At 59.2% G+C, this 19,484-nt stretch carries 17 protein-coding genes and 1 other RNA gene; 13 read left to right on the top strand and 5 right to left on the bottom strand.

All coding sequences use genetic code 11. From position 1 onward, the window contains the following. Positions 1-77: 77 nt before the first annotated feature. A complete protein-coding gene (locus RTCIAT899_RS11315; protein WP_051043271.1) occupies positions 78-698 on the bottom strand; it encodes a class I SAM-dependent methyltransferase in 621 nt (206 codons plus the stop codon). A gap of 50 nt (positions 699-748) precedes the next feature. Then, on the bottom strand, positions 749-1,996 hold the full coding sequence (locus RTCIAT899_RS11310; RefSeq protein WP_015340371.1) for a BtaA family protein: 1,248 nt from the start codon (positions 1,994-1,996) through the stop codon (positions 749-751). A 192-nt stretch (positions 1,997-2,188) separates the two neighbouring features. On the opposite strand from RTCIAT899_RS11310, the gene RTCIAT899_RS11305 reads away from it, so the two are divergent. Beyond that, positions 2,189-3,577 (top strand): serine hydrolase domain-containing protein, encoded by a 1,389-nt coding sequence (locus tag RTCIAT899_RS11305; protein WP_015340370.1) that lies wholly within the window; start codon positions 2,189-2,191, stop codon positions 3,575-3,577. Between the two features lie 29 nt (positions 3,578-3,606). Here the strand turns inward: RTCIAT899_RS11305 and RTCIAT899_RS11300 are convergent, their stop codons facing one another. From RTCIAT899_RS11300 to RTCIAT899_RS11290, 3 genes are all read right to left on the bottom strand, one after another. Further along, positions 3,607-4,761, bottom strand: a complete 1,155-nt coding sequence (locus RTCIAT899_RS11300) for a lytic transglycosylase domain-containing protein (protein ID WP_015340369.1) — start codon at positions 4,759-4,761, stop codon at positions 3,607-3,609. A 134-nt stretch (positions 4,762-4,895) separates the two neighbouring features. Continuing rightward, a complete protein-coding gene (locus tag RTCIAT899_RS11295) occupies positions 4,896-5,531 on the bottom strand; it encodes a LysE family translocator (protein WP_015340368.1) in 636 nt (211 codons plus the stop codon). Between the two features lie 119 nt (positions 5,532-5,650). Further along, the gene (locus tag RTCIAT899_RS11290; RefSeq protein WP_015340367.1) at positions 5,651-6,862 is read right to left on the bottom strand and encodes a pyrophosphate--fructose-6-phosphate 1-phosphotransferase; all 1,212 of its coding nucleotides are present in this window, start codon (positions 6,860-6,862) and stop codon (positions 5,651-5,653) included. Between the two features lie 274 nt (positions 6,863-7,136). Between RTCIAT899_RS11290 and RTCIAT899_RS11285 the strand changes: the two genes are divergently transcribed. The 12 genes from RTCIAT899_RS11285 (at position 7,137) to mraY (ending at position 19,482) form a co-directional block, all read left to right on the top strand. After that, on the top strand, positions 7,137-7,847 hold the full coding sequence (locus RTCIAT899_RS11285; protein ID WP_041677538.1) for a J domain-containing protein: 711 nt from the start codon (positions 7,137-7,139) through the stop codon (positions 7,845-7,847). Continuing rightward, positions 7,844-8,605: an N-acetylmuramoyl-L-alanine amidase gene (locus RTCIAT899_RS11280; RefSeq protein WP_015340365.1), complete on the top strand. Its 762-nt coding sequence runs from the start codon at positions 7,844-7,846 to the stop codon at positions 8,603-8,605. The genes RTCIAT899_RS11285 and RTCIAT899_RS11280 overlap by 4 nt, the downstream gene beginning before the upstream one ends. Positions 8,606-8,872: 267 nt before the next feature. Beyond that, on the top strand, positions 8,873-9,430 hold the full coding sequence (locus tag RTCIAT899_RS11275) for a lytic transglycosylase domain-containing protein (RefSeq protein ID WP_015340364.1): 558 nt from the start codon (positions 8,873-8,875) through the stop codon (positions 9,428-9,430). Positions 9,431-9,513: 83 nt separating this feature from the next. After that, positions 9,514-10,707 carry an NAD(P)/FAD-dependent oxidoreductase gene (locus RTCIAT899_RS11270; RefSeq protein WP_015340363.1) on the top strand — a complete coding sequence of 398 codons (1,194 nt, stop codon included), beginning with the start codon at positions 9,514-9,516 and terminating at the stop codon, positions 10,705-10,707. 67 nt (positions 10,708-10,774) lie between these two features. Next, positions 10,775-11,174: RNase P RNA component class A (gene rnpB / locus RTCIAT899_RS31685), an RNA gene on the top strand. A 430-nt stretch (positions 11,175-11,604) separates the two neighbouring features. Then, on the top strand, positions 11,605-12,045 hold the full coding sequence (gene mraZ, locus RTCIAT899_RS11265; protein WP_041677920.1) for a division/cell wall cluster transcriptional repressor MraZ: 441 nt from the start codon (positions 11,605-11,607) through the stop codon (positions 12,043-12,045). 14 nt (positions 12,046-12,059) lie between these two features. Continuing rightward, complete coding sequence (gene rsmH, locus RTCIAT899_RS11260; protein WP_015340360.1) at positions 12,060-13,085, top strand: 16S rRNA (cytosine(1402)-N(4))-methyltransferase RsmH; 1,026 nt, start codon at positions 12,060-12,062, stop codon at positions 13,083-13,085. A 1-nt stretch (position 13,086) separates the two neighbouring features. After that, positions 13,087-13,608, top strand: a complete 522-nt coding sequence (gene ftsL / locus RTCIAT899_RS11255; RefSeq protein ID WP_015340359.1) for a cell division protein FtsL — start codon at positions 13,087-13,089, stop codon at positions 13,606-13,608. After that, a complete protein-coding gene (locus tag RTCIAT899_RS11250; protein ID WP_015340358.1) occupies positions 13,608-15,362 on the top strand; it encodes a peptidoglycan D,D-transpeptidase FtsI family protein in 1,755 nt (584 codons plus the stop codon). Before ftsL ends, RTCIAT899_RS11250 begins: the two co-directional genes overlap by 1 nt. A 66-nt stretch (positions 15,363-15,428) precedes the next feature. After that, the gene (locus tag RTCIAT899_RS11245; RefSeq protein ID WP_015340357.1) at positions 15,429-16,892 is read left to right on the top strand and encodes a UDP-N-acetylmuramoyl-L-alanyl-D-glutamate--2,6-diaminopimelate ligase; all 1,464 of its coding nucleotides are present in this window, start codon (positions 15,429-15,431) and stop codon (positions 16,890-16,892) included. After that, positions 16,889-18,349: a UDP-N-acetylmuramoylalanyl-D-glutamyl-2,6-diaminopimelate--D-alanyl-D-alanine ligase gene (locus RTCIAT899_RS11240; RefSeq protein WP_015340356.1), complete on the top strand. Its 1,461-nt coding sequence runs from the start codon at positions 16,889-16,891 to the stop codon at positions 18,347-18,349. The genes RTCIAT899_RS11245 and RTCIAT899_RS11240 overlap by 4 nt, the downstream gene beginning before the upstream one ends. Positions 18,350-18,360: 11 nt before the next feature. After that, on the top strand, positions 18,361-19,482 hold the full coding sequence (gene mraY / locus RTCIAT899_RS11235; protein ID WP_015340355.1) for a phospho-N-acetylmuramoyl-pentapeptide-transferase: 1,122 nt from the start codon (positions 18,361-18,363) through the stop codon (positions 19,480-19,482). The last annotated feature ends 2 nt before the right edge of the window (positions 19,483-19,484 follow it).

Below are 19,484 nucleotides of genomic sequence, written 5' to 3'. Positions count from 1 at the left end.
AAAATGCGTTATCTTCAAGCAAAATCTTATGCTTGGCGCCTTCCGAGGCCGGATTTTGCGCTGGAATCCGTCGCCGCTCAGGCGTCGTGCCGGGTCGCCACGGCCCGCCAGGCGTAACCACGGCCGATCTTTTCGGTTTTCACCGACATGCCCCGCACTGCAGCCTTCGTTTCGAGCACTGTCAACAGATCGGCGCGGGGAGTGACGTGGAATTTCTTCAGCCAGCCTTTGAGCACGGCACGGAACCAGCCTGGCAACCCTTCCTGCTGGCCGAAATCGACGACGTGAAGCTCGCCGCCCGGTGCGACTGCATCGAGCGATGCGTCGACGGCATTTTTCCAGTCCGGGATCATCGACAGTGCGTAGGAGATCATGACACGGTCGAAGCCGTCGGTGCCGAAATCGTCGGGCGAGAAAGCGGTGGCATCGGCGACGCGAAAATCCGGCATCTGTTTCAGGCCGCGGAAATTATTGCGGGCGGAGATCAGCATTTCCTGTGAGATGTCGAGGCCGTAGAGGCGGGCGGAGGGGAAGCGCCGATAGGCGAGCAGCATATTGCGGCCGGTGCCGCAGCCCACTTCCAGAAGCGAGCCGCCGACGGGGACATTCAACTGTTCGATCGTGCGATCGCGGCCGAATAGGTAATATTTGCGAGTCAGGTCATAGATGTGACGCTGATAACGGTACATGCCGTCCATCAGCTTGGCGTGATTGTTCTCGCTGGTTTCTATGCCTGTATCCGCCTGGCTCACGCTTTTTTCCCGTAGATGTGGAAGCCGCCATAGATGGCCGAGCGATCACGAACATTGAGTTCCTGCGAACGCTCCTCGAAGTAGACCCACTGGTCGCGGATCGCTGGAGAAAGGCGGCCTTCGATGATGCTCTTTTCGGCGGCCGTGCGGAAGATGACGCGGGCACCTTCGCGCGCCGTCCGTGTGATCTCCGCCCAGAGGCCATTGAGCTGCTCATCGGTCATCCAGTCCTGCGCATCGAGGAGGATATAGCGATCGCGCGAAGCTGCCGGCTTCGAAGCGAGAAGCTCGGTGAAATTGGCATGATGGACACTTACGCGATCGGCATTGGCGCGGATCGCCGCGTAGTGCTCCGGCTTGAGATAGGTGGGCAGGGGGCCCTGGTGCTGGGCAGCGTAGCGCCGAGAGAATGCCTGCCAGGCAAAGTAATTGTCGCGCATCGGGAAATGACAGGCGAGCTTTTCGAGGCGGTGTTTCAGCACGGCAGAAATGGAATCGTCGCCCGCCAAGCTCGCAAGCTCGTCGTACTGCTGCGGCGGAATGCCAAGGCCAAAGAGCGAGCTCTTGCGACCGAGCAGCCAGCGAACCGCCGGTTTGTCGAAGATCGGAGCGATTTCTTCCTCGAAGAACTGACGCTGCTCGCGCATGGTGCGGGCTTCAGTCATCTTTTGGAGGCGAACGCCGTGCAGGCGTGCCAGTATATGGGCAGCGCCGATAAACCGGCCGAGAAGGCCGGTCTTGTAGATATTGCGGTTGAAGACCGTGATGCGGCGGCGGCCATAGAGATCACGGCCATCCCAGTAGCCAGCCGTTGCCGTGTCGAGGCGCGGCGCGATGAACTGGTCGTAAGCTTGGCTATTGCCCGCAAAATTGGCCGTTCCGAAGAAACGCACCAGGTCCGCATGACCGGGAAGCAGGCGGAAGGCAGCAAGCTTCAGCTTGTTCAGTGCGATGTGGTGGCGATTGAGATCGACAACATCGATGGATGCGGGATTTTGCGAGAGATAGGCGAGCATGTTGCAGCCGCCCGAACCGATGGTGACGATGCGATGATGCGCTTCCAGCTCCATCGCCTCCATATCGATATCCGGATCTTCCCAAATCTGCGGATAGACAAGGCCGGAAAACAGCATGCCGAACAAACGCTCGGAAAGGCCTGCCTTAGACAGTGCCTTGTGCTGCAGCAGAGCGTCCTTGAGTTTCCGGTTCTTTTGGAGACCGGCATCCGGGGCGAATTCCGTCATCTGAGTCTTGTCACCGATTTGTGAAGTTCAGGGCGTGTAACCCGGCAATGCTACAGTCTGATGACGCGGGCTGTTGGCAGATCCAGCTGCAAAGCATCCTTGCACGTATTTAAGGAGCCCTGATCATCATAGGTCTTTCATCTTGCTGCGTTTCCTGATTGTCTCCGCCTACCTTTCTGGAGAGTATGTGTCATGCGTTTGATATCGAGAGTGATTGGGGCTCTTATTGTTCTGCTGCTGATCATTGTCGCCGGCGGGGCCGTCTGGCTCTCCCTTTATCCGCCGGAATTGCTCAAGGTTGGCGATGGCTACGCGGCAAAGATCGTCTGCTCCAATACGTTCGTGGCTAAACGGGACCCGGACAAGGTGATGGAGGAGGATGTCCAGGCTCCCGGCAATCCGGCATTGAAGTTCATTCGCGTCTATGTCGATCGGGACGAGGGCGTGGTGACGGCCCGTTTCCTGGGATTGTTCGCGCCGAACCGTGCGCTTTATCGAGGTGCCCTCGGCTGTGCGCTGGTGCCGGACGGCGATCTGCAAACGGCTCGCAGTGCCGTCTTCCTCAACAAGGTCAAGGCGCCGAAGAACGATGCGGTTTGGCCGGATGGAGATACGGTAAACCTCGGTCAGGGCGACGTCGGGAGGAAGCTTGCCGATGTCGTATCGAATCCGGATCTCGCCGGGCCGGCCATGCGTGCGATCGTCGTGGTCAAGGATGGCCGTATTGTCGCCGAGACCTATGGCGATGGCTTCAGCAAGGCAACGCCGCTGATAGGCTGGTCGATGACGAAGACGGTGAATGCCGCGATTATCGGCCGTCTCATGCTGGCCGGGCGCATGTCCTTCGACGATCAGAATCTTCTGCCGCAATGGAGCGCTGACTCGCGCAAGGACATCAAGCTCAGTGATCTTCTCGCCATGGAAAGCGGGCTTGCGTTCAATGAATCCTATGGCACCGTATCGGATGTAACGCGCATGCTCTATCTCGACGCGGATGTCACCAGCCTGGCAGCCAATGCGCGTCAGTCGGCAGCGCCGGGCGAGCGTTTCAGCTATTCCAGTGGTACGGCGGCGCTGCTTTCTCGCCTCTGGATGAACCGGCTGCCCAATCTGAGCGTTGCCATCTCCTATCCCCGCGAAGCGCTCTTCGGACCACTCGGAATGTATAGCGCCGTTTTCGAAGCCGATGAGCGCGGCACCTTCGTCGGCAGCTCCTATCTCTATGCCAATGCCCGCGACTGGGCGCGCTTCGGCATGTTTCTGCTGCAGGACGGGGTCTGGAATGGGCATCGCCTCCTGCCAGAGGGATTCGTCGGCGCCATGCGCACGCCCACGAACGCCTCCGAGGGTATCTACTCGCAGGTTCAGACCTGGCTTGCGGGTCCTGGCGGCTCGAACGCCCAATTCGGGCTGCCCACAGATACATTTTGGATGACCGGTCATGACGGCCAAACCGTCGCAATCGTTCCGTCAGCCAATCTCGTCGTCGTGCGGATGGGGCTGACGCCGACCTGGGCGGACTATCGGCCGCAAATCCTGCTGAGGCGGATCATGGATGTGATAAAGCCGGCCACGAACTAGGCCGGCTTCTCAGAACTATCTAGATAAAATCAGTAATTGCCGTTGGCGACATCAGTCAGGCCCTTGCGCTTGGCATCGTAGTAATAGCCGCGGGCATAAAGCTGCACGGCATTCACTTCCTTGTTTTGAGCCTTGCTGTCGGCCGTCATCCATGCGCCGCGCAAATATTTGGCGGCATATTTGATGTTGGTTTCCGCGTCGAGAAGCCCGGACGCCGGGCCTTCGTAGCCCATGGACTTCGCCGTATTATACTTGATCTGCATCAGGCCGAAATATCCGGCGCGATTATAGGCTTTCGGATTGTAACGGCTTTCGCGGTGAACGACGCGATGGATCAGGGATTCCGGAATTTCGTAAAGCTTGGCGTATTTCTGGATGAGCTTCGAAACGTAGCTCTTTTGCTCAGCCGGAACATCGGAATCGTAATTCGCAGTGTTGGTGGTGGTCATGACGGCCGGCACGACCGTCGGACCGCTACTGTCGAAATTGAAGTCATAATGCATGCGATTGTCGGCGTAGCGCGGAACGCCCATCTGCGCGGGTGTGGCGAAAGCGACTTCTGCCTGCGGTGTCGAACCTGGACGCGGCGTCGGCACGGCGACCTGAATGGCCGCAACATCCGATGTCATCGGTATTGCCGACTGGCTCTGGGCCACGGAGGAGGAAACCGGCGTGAGCGCGGCATCACCAGGGCGCGCCGGATTGGGCATCGGGATGGCGACTACGGAAGGCACCAAGGTCACGTCGGAGGCTGCATAGGCCGCTGCGGCTGACGTGCTGCCAGCAGGGGCGCCCGTTGCTGCAGCGATTGCGGCGGTTCCCTGGTTGGCAGCGCTCGCAACAGGCGTGCCGAAACGTCCCGCGTCCATCTGTTGCTGGCTTGCAGCAGCAACGTTTGTCGAACCCGGAACAACGCGACCGGACTTTGCCATTGCCGTCTGTTGCGGCTGCCGCGGACCGATGAAATTCGGCGATATCGTGGCCACTGCCACGCCGCCTGCTGCAGGCGCGGCCGTGCCAGTTGCGGTCAGGGTCGTATTCGGATGCGGCACGTTGGTGTGTGCCGACGGGAGTTCTGCCTGAGACGTCTGCTGCTGAGTGCTTGCACACCCGGCGAGAGCGCCGCACATCATTGCCGACAAGGCAACGCTGCGCTTCAGGCTGGGAAATCCGATCGTTACCATTCTGTCACTTTCGAAAAAACCAAACCTAATTTCGATGCAATTCGGCCACAGGACCGCCAAATTCGGTCACAGGATCGATAAAATTATGAATCCCCATTAACCTATCCGTGATCACCCCGCAACCCTGCACGGCCTCAGGCGGCCATGCGGCGGTATCCGGCGGTCACTGCACCGGCTGCAATCAACAGGGTTCCTCCCGTTCTGTTAACGACGCGTTGCACGCTTGCCTTGCGGATGAAGCCGCGTGCCATATCGGCGACGAAGACATAAATAAGCGAATTCAAGGCAGCTAAAGTGAGGAAGGTTGCCTCTAGAATAAGCGTTTGCTGAAGAAATGGCTTCGACATATCGAGAAATTGCGGAACGAACGCAACGAAGAAGACGATGCTCTTCGGGTTGAGAGCTGTTACAACGTATGAGTGTAAGAGAATTTTTAACGGTTTTTCCTCTGGGAGATTGTCGTTATCGCCCAACGGTCCCGTCACAATGGGGGCTCTCCAGAGCTTGATTCCGAGGAAAACGAGATAGGCTGCGCCGATCAGCTTGAGAATTGTGAATAGTGTCGCTGATGTGGCAAGGAGGGCGCCGAGACCGGCGAGCGAAGCGGTCATTGCCGTGAAATCGCCAAGCGTGACGCCAGTCACCGTTGCCAGCGCCGTCTTGCGGCCGTGGCCCAGTGCATAGGATATGACAAGGAGAATGGTCGGGCCTGGTATGGCCAGCATGATGCAGGATGCGGCGGCGAAAGCGAGCCAGGTTTCTGTGGACATGGAATCCTCCCTAATTCCTATTTCGCCGCCAGCAAAGACATCGGATTAGCGATCAGTCAACCCGCCTGATGGACAATCGGGCCGCCTGATTGTCCATCAGTCCGTTGATCACAGATCCGTCAGGCTTGTGTGTATTTCTGCCCGATATGCGCCATGACCTCGGCGAACCAGGGACTGGAGATATCGAAGGCCTTGCCGCCCTTGATGCGCGGGAATTCGATGACGCGCAGCTTGCCGCCCTGACCTTCATCATGGCCTGTGACGCCTGATACTTTGTTGAGCGCACTTTCCACGGCGAGATCGACCATGCCCTGGATCAGGCGAAGGTCCTCGGCGTTTGCCGGCGCGGAGCGTGCGAAATAGCCTGACTTCTGCACCATCGAGCGTTCGGCGCCAATGATGGCCGCGAATTGCTTCTGGAACCAGCCGCCGACATTGATGGTGTCGATCTTCACGTGACCGAATGCATCGCGCTTGACGGTTTCGCCGGCCGCTTCGCGCTCGGCGACGATCGCGTCGAGGCCCGCGCCTTCCGAAACGAACAACGTCACCTGGCCGGTCTTTTCCATGTTAGTGCGCAGGCGTTCGCCTTCAGCCTCGATGTCGAAGACCATTTCCGGCAGATAGAGGCCGTCGATGCGCTTCAAATCGGCATTCATCATGAAGCCTTCGACATATTCGTTGGCGCTGGTCTTCTGGATATAGGCGCGCGCGGTTGCAGCGGTCAGCCAGCCACAGTGGCGGCCCATCACTTCATGGATGACGAGCGTCTTTGGGGCCGCGGTCTGTTCGTTGCTGACATTGTCGAAGAAGTCAGCACCGACTTCGGCAGCCGTCCAGGCGCCGAGAGACTGGCGGATCGGCACGACGTCGTTGTCAACGGTTTTCGGCAGGCCGACAACGGTCAGATCGTAGCCATTGGCGCCAAGATAGGCGGCGAGATCGGCGGCCGTCGTATTGGTGTCGTCGCCGCCGATCGTGTGAAGAATGGTTACCCCGTCGGACGCCAGCCGCTCGGCTGCGACGCGCAGCGGGTTTTCGCCTTCCTTGACCAGGCCGCGCTTGACGCAATCGGCGATGTTGGTGAGCTTGACGCGGCTGTTGCCGATCGGCGAGCCGCCATAGCGATGCAGCAGGTAGGCCTTTTCGCGCATGGCCGGCGTCACTTCGATGCTGTCTCCCAGCAGAACTCCCTGGTAGCCGGAACGATAAGCGATTATGTCGAGGTCAGGTGCCACATCGCTATAGCCCTGAATCAGCCCGCCAACGGCAGACGAAAGGCAGGGCGCCAGTCCGCCTGCAGTGAGCATTGCGACTTTCTGTTTGGCCATGGAGATCCTCCTTGCAGTCATGCTGCGTCATTTCAATGGTTGCGGTGGGAATGGATGCGACAGGCGGACATGGGTGTAAAGTAAAGAATTTAAGAAATCCGCGGTTTGTTTCGCCTCGAACGCAAGGGCAGGGGTGATCGGACGATCGCTCGCACCGCAGCATCATTACCAAATTGTGAAAAGTGTTTTCGCCCTTGCGACGAATGGACTGCTTGCAATGGCAACTATTATTTGATCAAGGTGTTCTACTGTTTAAGTGGATATCGAGACCGGCATGTCGTTCTGGGAAAAATTGCTGAATGCTATCGGTAGCACTGCCGGCAATGCCCTGTCGGCGGTCGTCGAGGCCATTCGCACTGTCTTTGAAGGCGATCCGGAAACGCGCCGCAAGGTGGCGTTTTCCGTTGCTATAATCGCCCTGTCCGCCAAGATGGCGAAGGCAGACGGCGTGGTCACGGAAAACGAGGTCAACGCATTCCGCGAGATCTTCGAATTTCCGCCCGATCAAGCGAAAAATGTCGCTCGTCTCTATAATCTGGCGCGCCAGGATGTGGCCGGTTACGAAGCTTATGCGGAGCGGCTGTCGTCCCTTTGCGAAACCTGCACGGAGAATTGCCCGGTGCTGGAAGACGTGCTCGACGGTCTCTTCCACATCGCCAAGGCGGATGGCCTGATTCATGAGAAGGAAATGGCCTTCCTTCAGCATGTCGCCGAAATCTTCCATATGAGCGAGGGGCGGTTCGAGCAGATCATGGCGCGCCATGTCAATGTTGGCGGCCGCGATCCCTACAAGGTACTCGGCGTCTCTCGTCACGACGATTTTCCGACGATTCGCCGCCGCTACCATGGCCTGGTCTATGAGAACCATCCGGATCGCCTCATGTCGCGCGGGGTGCCGGAAGAGTTCCATGCCATCGCCAACGAGCGCATGGCGGCTCTGAATGCGGCTTACGCCGAGATCGAGAAAGAACGCCGCGCAGCATGAGTGCATTCAAGGCCGATTTCGCTCGCGCCCATGTGCAGCCTTCGCCGAACCATGGCGAGAGGCGGGATGGACATCGGCCTGATATCCTCCTTCTGCACTATACCGGGATGGGCACGGCTGAGGGCGCTCTCGATTGGCTCTGTCGTGCGGAGAGCCAGGTTTCCAGTCATTATTTCGTCTTCGAGGATGGGCGCGTCATGCAGCTTGTCCCGGAAGAGCGCCGTGCCTGGCATGCGGGCAAGAGCTTCTGGCATGGCGAAACCGACATCAATTCGTCGTCGATCGGCATCGAAATCGCTAATGCAGGCCATCCCGGCGGACTGCCGGAATTTCCTGACGAACAGATCGAAGCGGTGATCGAACTGTGTCGCGATTGCGGCCAACGCTGGGCAATCGCGCCTGAACGGGTGCTTGGACACTCCGATGTTGCCCCTGTGCGCAAGGTCGATCCGGGTGAGAAATTCCCCTGGGCGCGGCTCGCTGCAGCGGGCGTGGGGCACTGGGTTGAGCCGGCTTCGATCACTGGCGGACGGTTCTTCCAGAAGGGTGATGTGGGACAGCCGATCGAAGCCTTGCAGTCGATGCTGTCGCTGTATGGCTACAACACTGAAATAAATGGCGAATTCTCGGAAAAACTGAAGGGCGACGTCGAAGCCTTCCAGCGCCATTTCCGGCAGGAGCGCGTGGACGGCATCGCCGACTTTTCGACGATCGATACGCTTCATCGCCTACTGGCCGCGTTGCCCGGCTATTCGTGAATTCGTTTCATCCTGTCATGGGCGTTTATAGCCGGCTATAGATGCAAAAACGCGTAACACTCTGCTACGCCACAGCTTTTCCCTATTATTTCCGCATTGCATTGGTCTAACGGCGCTCGCTGAACGGCGGTCGCGGCGTCTGGGTTTGTGTGTCGCGCGGCCGTAGACGACTAATGGGGACTGTGCACTCCGGCGGCTCTTTTTGCCTCCAGCCGGACGTGATGGCTTTGGTTATCCGCGGTCCCGCCCCTGGAGGCAAAAGACTACATGAAAAATTTGATTGTTGCGGCTGTGGCATGCATGGGCGTGCTGCTGGTGGGATACGATTGCGCCTCTGCGGGCGAGCGCCACGCAAAGCAGAAAACTGTTCCTCTCAAGATCGTCAGCCGCACTACCGGCTTCCCGGTTCCCAATGTTCCCGTCGAATTGCGCGATGCCGAGACCTCCTTCGCACGGCAAAATCGCTACTCCGTATTGATTGCCAAATATGCCAAGCAGAACGGCGTCGCAGTCGAACTCGCGACTGCCGTCGTCAAGATCGAAAGCAATTTCAATCCGAAAACCCGTGGAAGCGCAGGTGAGATCGGCCTGATGCAGATCAAGCCGGCAACCGCCCGGCTGATGGGATATACCGGAGGAGCCAAGGGGCTCTATGATCCCGAGACGAACATCAAGTTCGGCATGAAATATCTCGCCATGGCACAGGATCTTGGCGGGGGACCGACCTGCAACACCATCCTCAAATACAATGCCGGCCATGGCGCCACGCGCATGAACCCGATCTCGAAGCGCTATTGCGGCAAGGTATTGGCGCTTCTGGACTGACGTCCACTGGCGTCAGGAATTGCGGGGTAGGGCGGAATCGTCTTCCATGCTATCGAACCGCTATTGTTTGCGAGGATCATAGCGTGGCAGCGGATTTCAGGTTCATCGTCGTCGGCCGGGGCATGATGGGAGCAGCGGCTGCCCGTCACCTGGCAAACCAAACGGACGGCATCGCCGTCATCGGGCCGGATGAGCCTGAAGATCGCGCCAATCACCAGGGTGTTTTCGGCAGTCATTATGACGAGGGCCGTATTACCCGCACGATCGATCCGGATACGGATTGGGCTCGTCTCGCAAACCGTTCGATCGGCCGTTATGCGGATATCGAACGAGATAGCGGCATTCAATTCTACGCTCCGGTCGGCTGCCTTGTTGTCGGGCCGAAGCGGGGTGGTGAAATAGCCTATGTCGGTGATGTCGTGGAAGCGGCCAGGCGGCTCGGCGTGCAAACCGATATCCTCGATGATACCGAACTCAAGGTGAAGTTTCCTTTCTTCTCCTTCGAATCGGGAAGCGAAGGAGTCTTCGAACCGCATGGGGCGGGTCACATCAGCCCGCGCCGGCTCGTGAAGGCGCAATCGCTACTGGCGGAGAAGGCAGGCGCTCGCATTATCAAGCAGACGGCTGTGTCGATCCGCGACGAGAGCGGCCTGGCTGTCGTGACGACCGCCGAGGGCGAGACATTCAGTGCGGAAAAAATACTGCTGGCCACCGGCGGTTTCTCCATTGCCGAGAATCTCTTGCCGCGACCCGTTGAGATGAAGGTTTATGGCCGCACGGTCACCTTCTTCGAAGTGAGCGAGACGGAAACCGAAGCCCTTTCCGGCATGCCGTCGCTGATCTCCAAGGCAGCCGATGATGTGGAGAGCATCTATATGCTGCCGCCGATCCGCTATCCGGACGGCAAATATTACATGAAGATCGGTGGCGATCCCGATGATCTGCAATTCACGACCGAGACGGAGCTGCGTGCCTGGTTCCGCACGGCCGGTCGCGACAAGGCGCGCGAGCATCTGGTGCGCATATTCCACGGGCTCGTTCCAGGCGTCAGACGGCCACCGGCTTTCACCAATTCCTGTGCCGTTTCCTATTCGCCATCGGGTTACCCGATGATCGGCTACACCTCTTCGCCACGCGTGGCGGTTCTGACGGGCGGCTGTGGCATGGCCGCCAAGAGCTCCGATGAAATAGGCCGGCTCGGGGCGGAACTGCTGCTTACAGGTCGAATCAAGGATGAAGGCTACGGCACGGATTTCTCAGCGTATTTCCGCAATTGACATCCGCTCTTCACAAACCAGCATATTTCGGTGGCAATTGCCGGCGGTCTCGGTTAATGAGCCTGTGCCAGTTGGCTGGGCAGCCGCGCTTCATCAATGCCGAAAGGCGATGGGGTGAGGAAAGTCCGGGCTCCACGGAAACACGGTGCCGGATAACGTCCGGCGGGGGCAACCTCAGGGAAAGTGCCACAGAAAGCAAACCGCCTGATTTTCGGATCGGGTAAGGGTGAAAGGGTGGGGTAAGAGCCCACCGCGTCTCTGGCAACAGCGACGGCACGGAAAACCCCACCGGGAGCAAAACCGAATAGGGATGACACGGAGCGCGCAAGCGCTCCAGCCCGTTTCCGGGCCGGTCATCCGGGTGGGTTGCATGAGGCGTCGCGCAAGCGCCGTCCCAGATGAATGGCTGCCACGTTCCGGCCTTGGCCGGAGCCATACAGAACCCGGCTTACAGGCCAACTGGCAAATCATCGCGTCACTTCCGAGCGGCGCGTCCAACGCTTCCGCCAAATAATTTTCGAAGCTGCCGAATGCCTTGAATTTCAGAGCTTCCGGGCCCGACGGGCGAGGGTTTTAACCTGTGAAAACAATCCGTTTCGGGACGTATCCTGAAGCCGATCCTAACCTTTCGTTAAACTTAACGTCTTATGAATATTCAGGCTGCGGCCACGTCTGACGTGGCTTCATCCCATTGACGCCCATATGGTCCCATGGTATCCCAAAACAACACTGCACAAGGGCAAATCAGAGCCCAATCATCGCAAAGCCATAATCGCTCCCGTTCTGGGAGTGTCGAAGGGGTGTCGGCTCTTTCGGCTTGCGAAGCTGTGTCCGATTTTGGCTGTGCCTGTGAGCGAGTAGCGGCTTCCGGGTCATGGGGGACGGGTGTTTCGCGTCATGAACCGCTTCCTGTCAAATGCGACCAACCGGATCGATTCCAAGGGGCGGGTTTCCGTGCCGGCGGCGTTTCGTTCCGTGCTGGCCGAGCGCAATATCCAGGAGTTGTATTGCTTCCAGGATTTTGTGTTTCCGGCAATCAGTATCGGCGGTCTCGATCTGCTCGATCGCTTCGAGCGGCAGATTGCGGCGGACGATCCGTTTTCACCGGCGGCGAACCAGATGTCGCTCCTCATTCACGGGGGCGGGGTCTTCATGAAGCTCGATGCGGAAGGGCGGTTGATGATCACGGATTTCATTCGCGACTTCACCGGAATCGCAAGCGAAGTGACCTTTGTCGGTCGGGCGGATCATTTTCAATTGTGGCGACCGGAGGCCTTCCTGGCCTTGCAGTCGCAGGCACGAGAGGAGCGCAGGCTGGCGGGCAGGCGCTCGGAATAGAGCGGAGAAGCGGAATGGCGGCGAATTCAGGCGGAGGTTCTTCTGATGCCGGTGGCGGACCGGTTCGTCACATTCCGGTTCTTCTTTCCGAGGTGTTGGAGGCGCTGGCTCCGGCGCCCGGCAAGATCATCCTCGATGGAACGTTCGGGGCTGGCGGCTATACGTCCGCAATTCTTAAGGCTGGCGCCGATGTAATCGCGCTTGATCGCGATCCGACGGCAATTGCGGCGGGGCAGGCGCTCGTTTCCGCCCATGCCGGACATCTCAAGCTCATTCAGTCGCAGTTTTCTCAGCTGGCCGAGCATGCTCCTGAAGATGGCCTTGATGGCGTCGTGCTCGATATCGGCGTCTCCTCCATGCAGATCGACGAGGCCGAGCGCGGGTTTTCCTTCAACAAAAACGGTCCGCTCGACATGCGTATGTCGGCAAGCGGCGTATCGGCTGCCGATGTCGTCAACCGTGCAAAGCTTGCCGATCTCATTCGCATTTTTGTGTTTCTAGGCGAGGAAAAGCAGGCGCCGCGCATCGCGCATGCGATCGAAAAGCGGCGTGCCGAAGCTCCCTTTGTGACCACCCGCGATCTGGCCGGGTTGATCGAGGTCGTGACACCGCGAAAGGCGAAGGACAAGATCCATCCTGCAACGCGGGTCTTTCAGGCTCTGCGCATCTTCGTCAATGACGAGCTCGGCGAGCTGGCTCAGGCATTGTTTGCGGCCGAGCGCGCCCTCAAGCCAGGCGGGCGCCTTGTCGTCGTGACCTTCCATTCGCTGGAAGACCGGATCGTCAAGAAGTTCTTCGCCGATCGTTCGGGCCGTGCTGTCGGGTCGCGTCATATGCCTATCGTGACCGAGCGGCCTGCCACCTTCGAACCGGTCGGCAAGTCGATGATTTCTGCTGGGGATGCCGAGGCGGAAGCCAATCCGCGCGCTCGTTCGGCCAAGTTGCGTGCGGGGGTTCGCACCTTGGCTCCGGCGGAGGCGGCAGATCTTTCGATCTTCGATCTGCCCAGTCTCGCCAGTCTTGGAAAGCTTGGGGGCTAAAATGCTGAAGACTTTTGACATCGTGCTGATCGGCGTCATGACGGCCATGGCCAGTGTGACCTACACGATCAAGCATCATGCCGAGCTGAAGCTGGAAGAGGTTCGCCGCCTCGAATCCGAAATCAAGCTTGAGAGGGATACGATCGATCTCCTCAAGGCGGACTGGGCGCTGGTTTCTCAGCCGAACCGGCTGGAGCGCCTGGTCAATAATTATAATAGCGAACTTCAGCTGCAGCCGACGCTCTCGACGGCGATCGTTCAGCCGAGTGAATTGCCGATGTTGCGCTCGCAGCTTCCGCCGCCAACGGTAACGGCCTCCAATGATCCGAAGAGCGGCAAGGCAGGCGGTGCCAAGAGCGGCGCGTCGGTGGCCTCGAGCAATGGCGATACGACGGATGCACAGATCAGGAAGGCCATCGCCGATGTTGCTGCCGCTCCGGCGCCGCGTCCGAAACCGCCCGCTCTTGCCAAGCGCAAGAAGTCTGATGTCGACAACATGGCAACGGGATCGGTGAGGGATTAATGTCTTTTCTTTCGCGCATCATGGTCCTGAAGAGCAAGGCCCATTTCTCCACTGACGGCAACAATCGCCCCAACGATGGATTTTCCCGTTCGACATTCGAGGGTGCGCGCAAGCGCAAGTCCAGTCAGGCAAAAAGCCGTGTCGTACTATTGGTTGGGAGTTTCATCGCGATCTATTGCGTGATCGGCGGTCGTCTTGCGCAATTCGCCATGACCCAGCCGGATATCACGTCAAGCATTCTGCCGCCGGATCGGCTGATGGCCTCGCGCCCTGATATCGTCGACCGTAATGGCGCCTTGCTGGCAACCGACATCCGCACGGTCTCGCTGTTTGCCGAGCCGAACAAGATCATCGATGCGGATGAAGCTGTCGAGGAATTGCGCAAGGTCCTGCCGGATCTTGATACTAAATCCACCTACAAGAAGCTTTCGGCGAAGTCCTCGCACTTTGCCTGGCTGCGTCGGCAGCTGACGCCGAAGCAGCAGAACCAGATTTTGGCACTGGGCATTCCCGGCATCGGCTTCCGTCCCGAGAAACGCCGCTTCTATCCGGGCGGGACGACCGCCCCTCACATTCTCGGCTACGTGAACATCGACAATCGCGGCGTTGCCGGCATGGAGAAATATATCGACGACCAGGGGCTCGCCGACCTCGCTGCTGCGGGCATGACCAACGATCAGCCGCTGCAGCCGGTGAAGCTTTCGATCGATCTGCGCGTGCAGGGCATCGTTCGTGATGCGGTGGTCAATGCCGTCAAGAATTTCCAGGCCAAGGGCGCGGGTGCCGCAGTTCTCGATGTCCACACCGGCGAGGTTCTCGGCATGGCCTCGGCTCCGGATTTCGATCCGAATTATCCGAATGAGGGCGCCACGGAAGGCTGGCTCAACCGCATGACGAACGGCACGTTCGAAATGGGATCGACCTTCAAGACCTTCACCATGGCCATGGCGCTGGATGATGGCAAGGTTACGTTGCGTAACGCCTTCGATGCCACCAACCCCATCCGTATTGGTGGCTTTACCATCAAGGATTTCCACGGCCAGCGGCGCGTTTTGACCGTTCCTGAAATTTTCCAGTACTCTTCGAATATCGGCACGGCCAAGATTGCCGATCTCGTCGGTATCGAAGGCCATAAGGAATTCCTCACCCGTATCGGCCTGCTCACGAAGATGCAGACCGAATTGCCCGAGGTGAAAATGCCGTCGCAGCCACGCGTCTGGAAGAAGATCAACTCCATCACGATCTCCTTCGGTCACGGTGTCTCGACGACGCCGCTGCAGACAGCTGTCGCGGGAGCGGCACTCGTCAATGGCGGCAAGCTGATCGAGCCGACCTTCCTGCCGCGCACGCGCGATCAGGCCGACGCTATTGCCAAGATGGTCGTCAAGAAGAGCACCAGCGACGATGTACGCTTCCTGCTTGAGTTCAACGGCACCAGGGGCTCGGGTCGCAATGCCCGCGTTCCCGGCTACAATGTCGGCAGCAAGACCGGCACGGCCGATAAGGTGGTCAACGGCCGGTATTCCAATACGCTGAACTTCAATACCTTCATGGCCGTGTTTCCGATCGACAATCCGCAATACATCGTCATGACCTTCATCGACGAGCCGAAGAGCGGCGAGCGCGGCGGCGGGACGATTTCGGCCTTCACCGCCTTGCCGATCGCCCGTGATATCGTCGCCCGCTCGGCGCCGATTCTCGGGGTGCAGCCCAATTTTGGAAAAGATGACTCGGCCTTGCTGGCGTCTTATTAAGCGTGAAAGAATACACACGTCGATTCGCGAGGGGCGGACTGATCGAGAAGGCGAAAAGTACATTCGATGAACTTGCGGGATATTGCCGGAAATGAGTTTCCGGAACTCAACACACATATTGGCGGAGCGCTTGGCGATCTTGAGATAAGCGGGATCTCCGCCGATAGCCGTAAGGTGGCACCAGGCATGGTTTTTGTTGCGGTCGCCGGCACGAAGGCGGATGGAGCAAGTTTCATTGCCGATGCAGTTTCGCGCGGTGCCTCGGTTATAGTTGCTGGTCATGCGGCCGATGCCGGTAATGTGCCATTGCTGCAGGTTGGCGAGCCGCGCCGGTTCCTTGCTGTCGCCGCTTCCCGCTTCTACGGACGCCAGCCCGAAACGATGGTGGCGGTGACGGGAACTGCGGGCAAGACCTCCGTTGCTTCTTTCACGCGCCAGATCTGGGCCTATGCCGGCCATCCGGCCGCCATGATAGGCACGACGGGCGTCGTTTCTCCGTTCCGCAATGAATATGGCGCGTTGACGACACCCGATCCGGTGTCGCTGCACAAGCTTCTGGCCGAATTGGCGGACGAGGGCGTTACCCATGCGGCCATGGAAGCATCAAGCCATGGCCTCGATCAGTTCCGGCTCGACGGCGTGAAGCTCGCCGCCGCCGCGTTCACCAATCTTGGTCGCGATCACATGGATTACCATCCGACGGTCGAGGACTATATGGCGGCAAAGATGCGGCTGTTCCGCGACTTGCTGCCGAAGGGATCGCCGGCGGTTATTTTCGCAGACGATGTTTGGTCTGCGCAGGCGATTGCCGCCGCACAGGCGGCCGGGCATGATGTCCGAACTGTCGGGCGCAAGGGCGATTTCCTGACGTTGAAGCGCGTCGAGCACTTCCGCCATAAGCAGATCGCCGAGGTGCATGTCGGCGACGACATTTTCGAAGTTCATATCCCGCTTGCCGGAGATTTCCAGATCGCCAATGCGCTGGTCGCCGCCGGTCTCGCGATCTCGACCGGTGTTGCCGCGCCGGTTGCCATGGCCGCGCTGGAGAAGCTGGTCGGTGCGTCGGGCCGTCTGGAACTCGTTGGTCATACGCATGACGGCGCGCTTGTCTATGTCGACTATGCCCATAAGCCGGATGCGCTTGAAAACGTCCTGAATTCGGTGCGCCCGTTCACGACGGGGCGCGTCATCGTCGTCTTCGGCTGCGGCGGCGACCGCGATCGCGGCAAGCGTCCGATCATGGGCGAGATCGCCTGCCGTCTTGCCGATGTCGTCGTTGTCACCGACGACAATCCGCGCTCGGAAGATCCAGCAACGATCCGCGGGGAAATCATGGCGGCCGCCGCCTGTGCGACCGAGATCGGTGATCGCGCCGAAGCGATCCGCAAGGCTGTCGGCCTGCTGAAATCCGGCGACACGTTGATCGTCGCCGGTAAGGGGCATGAGGAAGGTCAAACGATCGGCAGCGTTACGCTGCCATTTTCCGACCATGCCGAGTTGCGCAAAGCATTGGAGGATTTGAAGTCTTGAGCTGGCTATGGACAACTGAGGATCTGATCGCTGCAATCTCCGGCCGCTCTTTCGGAGTGCTGCCCGAGGGCATTACAGGCATTTCCATAGACAGTCGTTCCATCAAGCCGGGCGAAGCCTTTTTCGCCATCAAAGGGGATCGCGTCGACGGTCATGACTATGCCAATATCGCTATGGCGAACGGCGCAGCCTTCATCGTCATCAGCGAGGCACGTTTGCCTGCCATGGGCAGTCTGACCGTACCGAAGGTTGTGGTGGATGACGTCTTGGCGGCGCTTGCGCGGCTCGGTATTGCCGCCCGCAAGCGCACGCAGGCGAAGATCATCGCCGTCACGGGTTCGGTCGGCAAGACGACAACCAAGGAGATGCTGCGGCGCGCGCTGACCCCGTCAGGCAAGGTGCATGCCTCCGTTGCTTCCTTCAACAATCATTGGGGCGTCCCGCTGACGCTGGCGCGCATGCCCGAGGATACCGATTTCGGCGTTTTCGAAATCGGCATGAACCATCCCGAAGAGATCAGGCCGCTGGTCAAGATGGTGCAGCCGCATGTGGCGATCATCACCACGATCGCGCCGGCCCATCTCGGCAACTTCCATAGTATCAGTGAGATCGCCGCGGCCAAGGCGGAAATTTTCGACGGTGTCGTGCCTGGTGGCCATGCCATTCTCAATCACGACAACGATCAGTTCGAGATGCTGGAGAAGGCTGCCATGGCAGCCGGTATCGAGCATATCCATAGCTTCGGCCAGCATGCGAAGGCGGATGTCCGTCTCGCCGAGTTCAATGCTTCTGAAGAGAATTCAACGCTTTGGCTGACGATCGGCGGCGAGACCATGGAGGTGGCGCTTGGCGCACCTGGGCGCCATATCGCGGAAAATGCACTCGCCGTGCTTGGCGCCGTCATGCTCGTCGAAGCTGATCTCGACCAGGCGGTCGATGCGCTGGCCGACCTGCAGCCTGAAAAGGGCAGGGGCCAACGTCATAAGCGCGCGATCGGCAACGGCTATTTCACGCTGATCGACGAAAGTTATAACGCCAACCCCGCTTCCATGCGCGCGGCCATCGCGCTGCTAGCGACGACCTCTCCGCATGCGGGAGCCGGTGGCCGGCCGGGTAGGCGGGTCGCCATGCTCGGCGACATGTTGGAAATGGGGGATTATGCCCAGCGCGTTCATGCCAACCTTGCGGGGCCGCTGCTTGCGGCCGGCATCGAGCATGTCTGGCTGGCAGGTCCGGAGATGGCGGCTTTGAGGGATGAGCTGCCGGAAAGTGTTCATGTCGAATATCACGAGACGACTGAGGAGCTCTCGGAATTCGCGCTCAATTCTGTCGCCCCCGGCGATGTCTTGATGGTGAAATCGTCGCTGGGAATGGGGTTCGGAAAGATCATCGCGGGCTTGCTTGACAAATTTCCCGCATTTTCCGACACGGGCCCCCACACCCATCAGGGGCTTTAGAAAGGGCTCTTATGCTGATCTGGCTTGCCGAACTGTCGGACCATATTCATTTTTTCACTACTCACTTCAGATTCTTCAATCTGTTCAGATACATCACGTTCCGTACCGGCGGTGCTCTGTTCACGTCAGCGTTGATCGTTTTTCTCTTCGGGCCGCGAATCATCTCCTCCCTGCGCGTGCGTCAGGGCAAGGGGCAGCCGATCCGCGCCGACGGTCCGCAGACGCATTTCAAGAAGGCCGGCACTCCGACGATGGGCGGGCTCATGATTCTGGCCGGCATCGTCGTCTCGTCGCTGCTTTGGGCTGATCTTGCCAACGTTTATGTCGTTGCCACCCTGCTCGTGACGCTCGGTTTCGGCGCGATCGGCTTCTATGACGACTATCTCAAGGTGACCAAGCAGAGCGACAAGGGCTTTTCCGGCCGCGCGCGCCTCGGTATCGAATTCGTAATTGCCGCGATCGCCGTCTATTTCATGATGACGACGGCGCTGTCCTCCGGTCCGGCCGGCTCTACCTTCGGCTCGTCGGTCGCCTTCCCCTTCTTCAAGAGCCTGCTGCTCAACCTTGGCATGTTCTTCGTGTTTTTCGGTGCCTTCGTCATCGTTGCCGCCGGCAATGCCGTCAATCTGACCGATGGTCTCGACGGGCTTGCCATCGTGCCCGTCATGATCGCAGCCGCATCCTTCGGCGTCATCTCCTATCTCGCCGGCAATTTCGTCTTTGCCGATTATCTGGCGATCAATTTTGTGCCGGGTACGGGCGAACTCGCCGTCGTGCTCGGCGCTGTCATAGGCGCGGGCCTTGGCTTCCTGTGGTTCAATGCACCGCCGGCGGCTATCTTCATGGGCGATACCGGCTCGCTGGCACTCGGCGGCATGATCGGCTCGGTCGCCGTCGCCACCAAGCACGAGATCGTCATGGCGATCATCGGTGGACTCTTCGTGCTCGAGGCGCTTTCCGTCATCATCCAGGTCGGTTTCTTCAAGATGACGAAGCGCCGCGTCTTCCTGATGGCACCCATCCACCATCACTTCGAAAAGAAGGGCTGGACGGAAAGCCAGGTCGTCGTGCGTTTCTGGATCGTCGCGGTCATTCTGGCGATGATCGGCCTCTCCACCCTGAAGCTGCGGTGAGG

It is taken from the genome of Rhizobium tropici CIAT 899 (assembly GCF_000330885.1).
Taxonomy (GTDB): domain Bacteria; phylum Pseudomonadota; class Alphaproteobacteria; order Rhizobiales; family Rhizobiaceae; genus Rhizobium; species Rhizobium tropici.
The sequence above is the reverse complement of the archived record's forward strand: the minus strand, read 5'-3'. Positions and strand labels throughout refer to the sequence as shown.

Excerpts from the sequence above, each read along its gene's own strand:
- rsmH (WP_015340360.1), top strand. The coding sequence starts at position 12,060 with ATGGCGGCGAATTCAGGCGGAGGTTCTTCTGATGCCGGTGGCGGACCG.
- mraY (WP_015340355.1), top strand. The coding sequence starts at position 18,361 with ATGCTGATCTGGCTTGCCGAACTGTCGGACCATATTCATTTTTTCACT.
- RTCIAT899_RS11250 (WP_015340358.1), top strand. The coding sequence starts at position 13,608 with ATGTCTTTTCTTTCGCGCATCATGGTCCTGAAGAGCAAGGCCCATTTC.
- RTCIAT899_RS11295 (WP_015340368.1), bottom strand. The coding sequence starts at position 5,531 with ATGTCCACAGAAACCTGGCTCGCTTTCGCCGCCGCATCCTGCATCATG.
- RTCIAT899_RS11245 (WP_015340357.1), top strand. The coding sequence starts at position 15,429 with ATGAACTTGCGGGATATTGCCGGAAATGAGTTTCCGGAACTCAACACA.
- RTCIAT899_RS11305 (WP_015340370.1), top strand. The coding sequence starts at position 2,189 with ATGCGTTTGATATCGAGAGTGATTGGGGCTCTTATTGTTCTGCTGCTG.
- mraZ (WP_041677920.1), top strand. The coding sequence starts at position 11,605 with ATGAACCGCTTCCTGTCAAATGCGACCAACCGGATCGATTCCAAGGGG.
- RTCIAT899_RS11275 (WP_015340364.1), top strand. The coding sequence starts at position 8,873 with ATGAAAAATTTGATTGTTGCGGCTGTGGCATGCATGGGCGTGCTGCTG.
- RTCIAT899_RS11280 (WP_015340365.1), top strand. The coding sequence starts at position 7,844 with ATGAGTGCATTCAAGGCCGATTTCGCTCGCGCCCATGTGCAGCCTTCG.
- RTCIAT899_RS11285 (WP_041677538.1), top strand. The coding sequence starts at position 7,137 with ATGTCGTTCTGGGAAAAATTGCTGAATGCTATCGGTAGCACTGCCGGC.
- RTCIAT899_RS11290 (WP_015340367.1), bottom strand. The coding sequence starts at position 6,862 with ATGGCCAAACAGAAAGTCGCAATGCTCACTGCAGGCGGACTGGCGCCC.
- RTCIAT899_RS11315 (WP_051043271.1), bottom strand. The coding sequence starts at position 698 with ATGGACGGCATGTACCGTTATCAGCGTCACATCTATGACCTGACTCGC.
- ftsL (WP_015340359.1), top strand. The coding sequence starts at position 13,087 with ATGCTGAAGACTTTTGACATCGTGCTGATCGGCGTCATGACGGCCATG.
- RTCIAT899_RS11300 (WP_015340369.1), bottom strand. The coding sequence starts at position 4,761 with ATGGTAACGATCGGATTTCCCAGCCTGAAGCGCAGCGTTGCCTTGTCG.
- RTCIAT899_RS11310 (WP_015340371.1), bottom strand. The coding sequence starts at position 1,996 with ATGACGGAATTCGCCCCGGATGCCGGTCTCCAAAAGAACCGGAAACTC.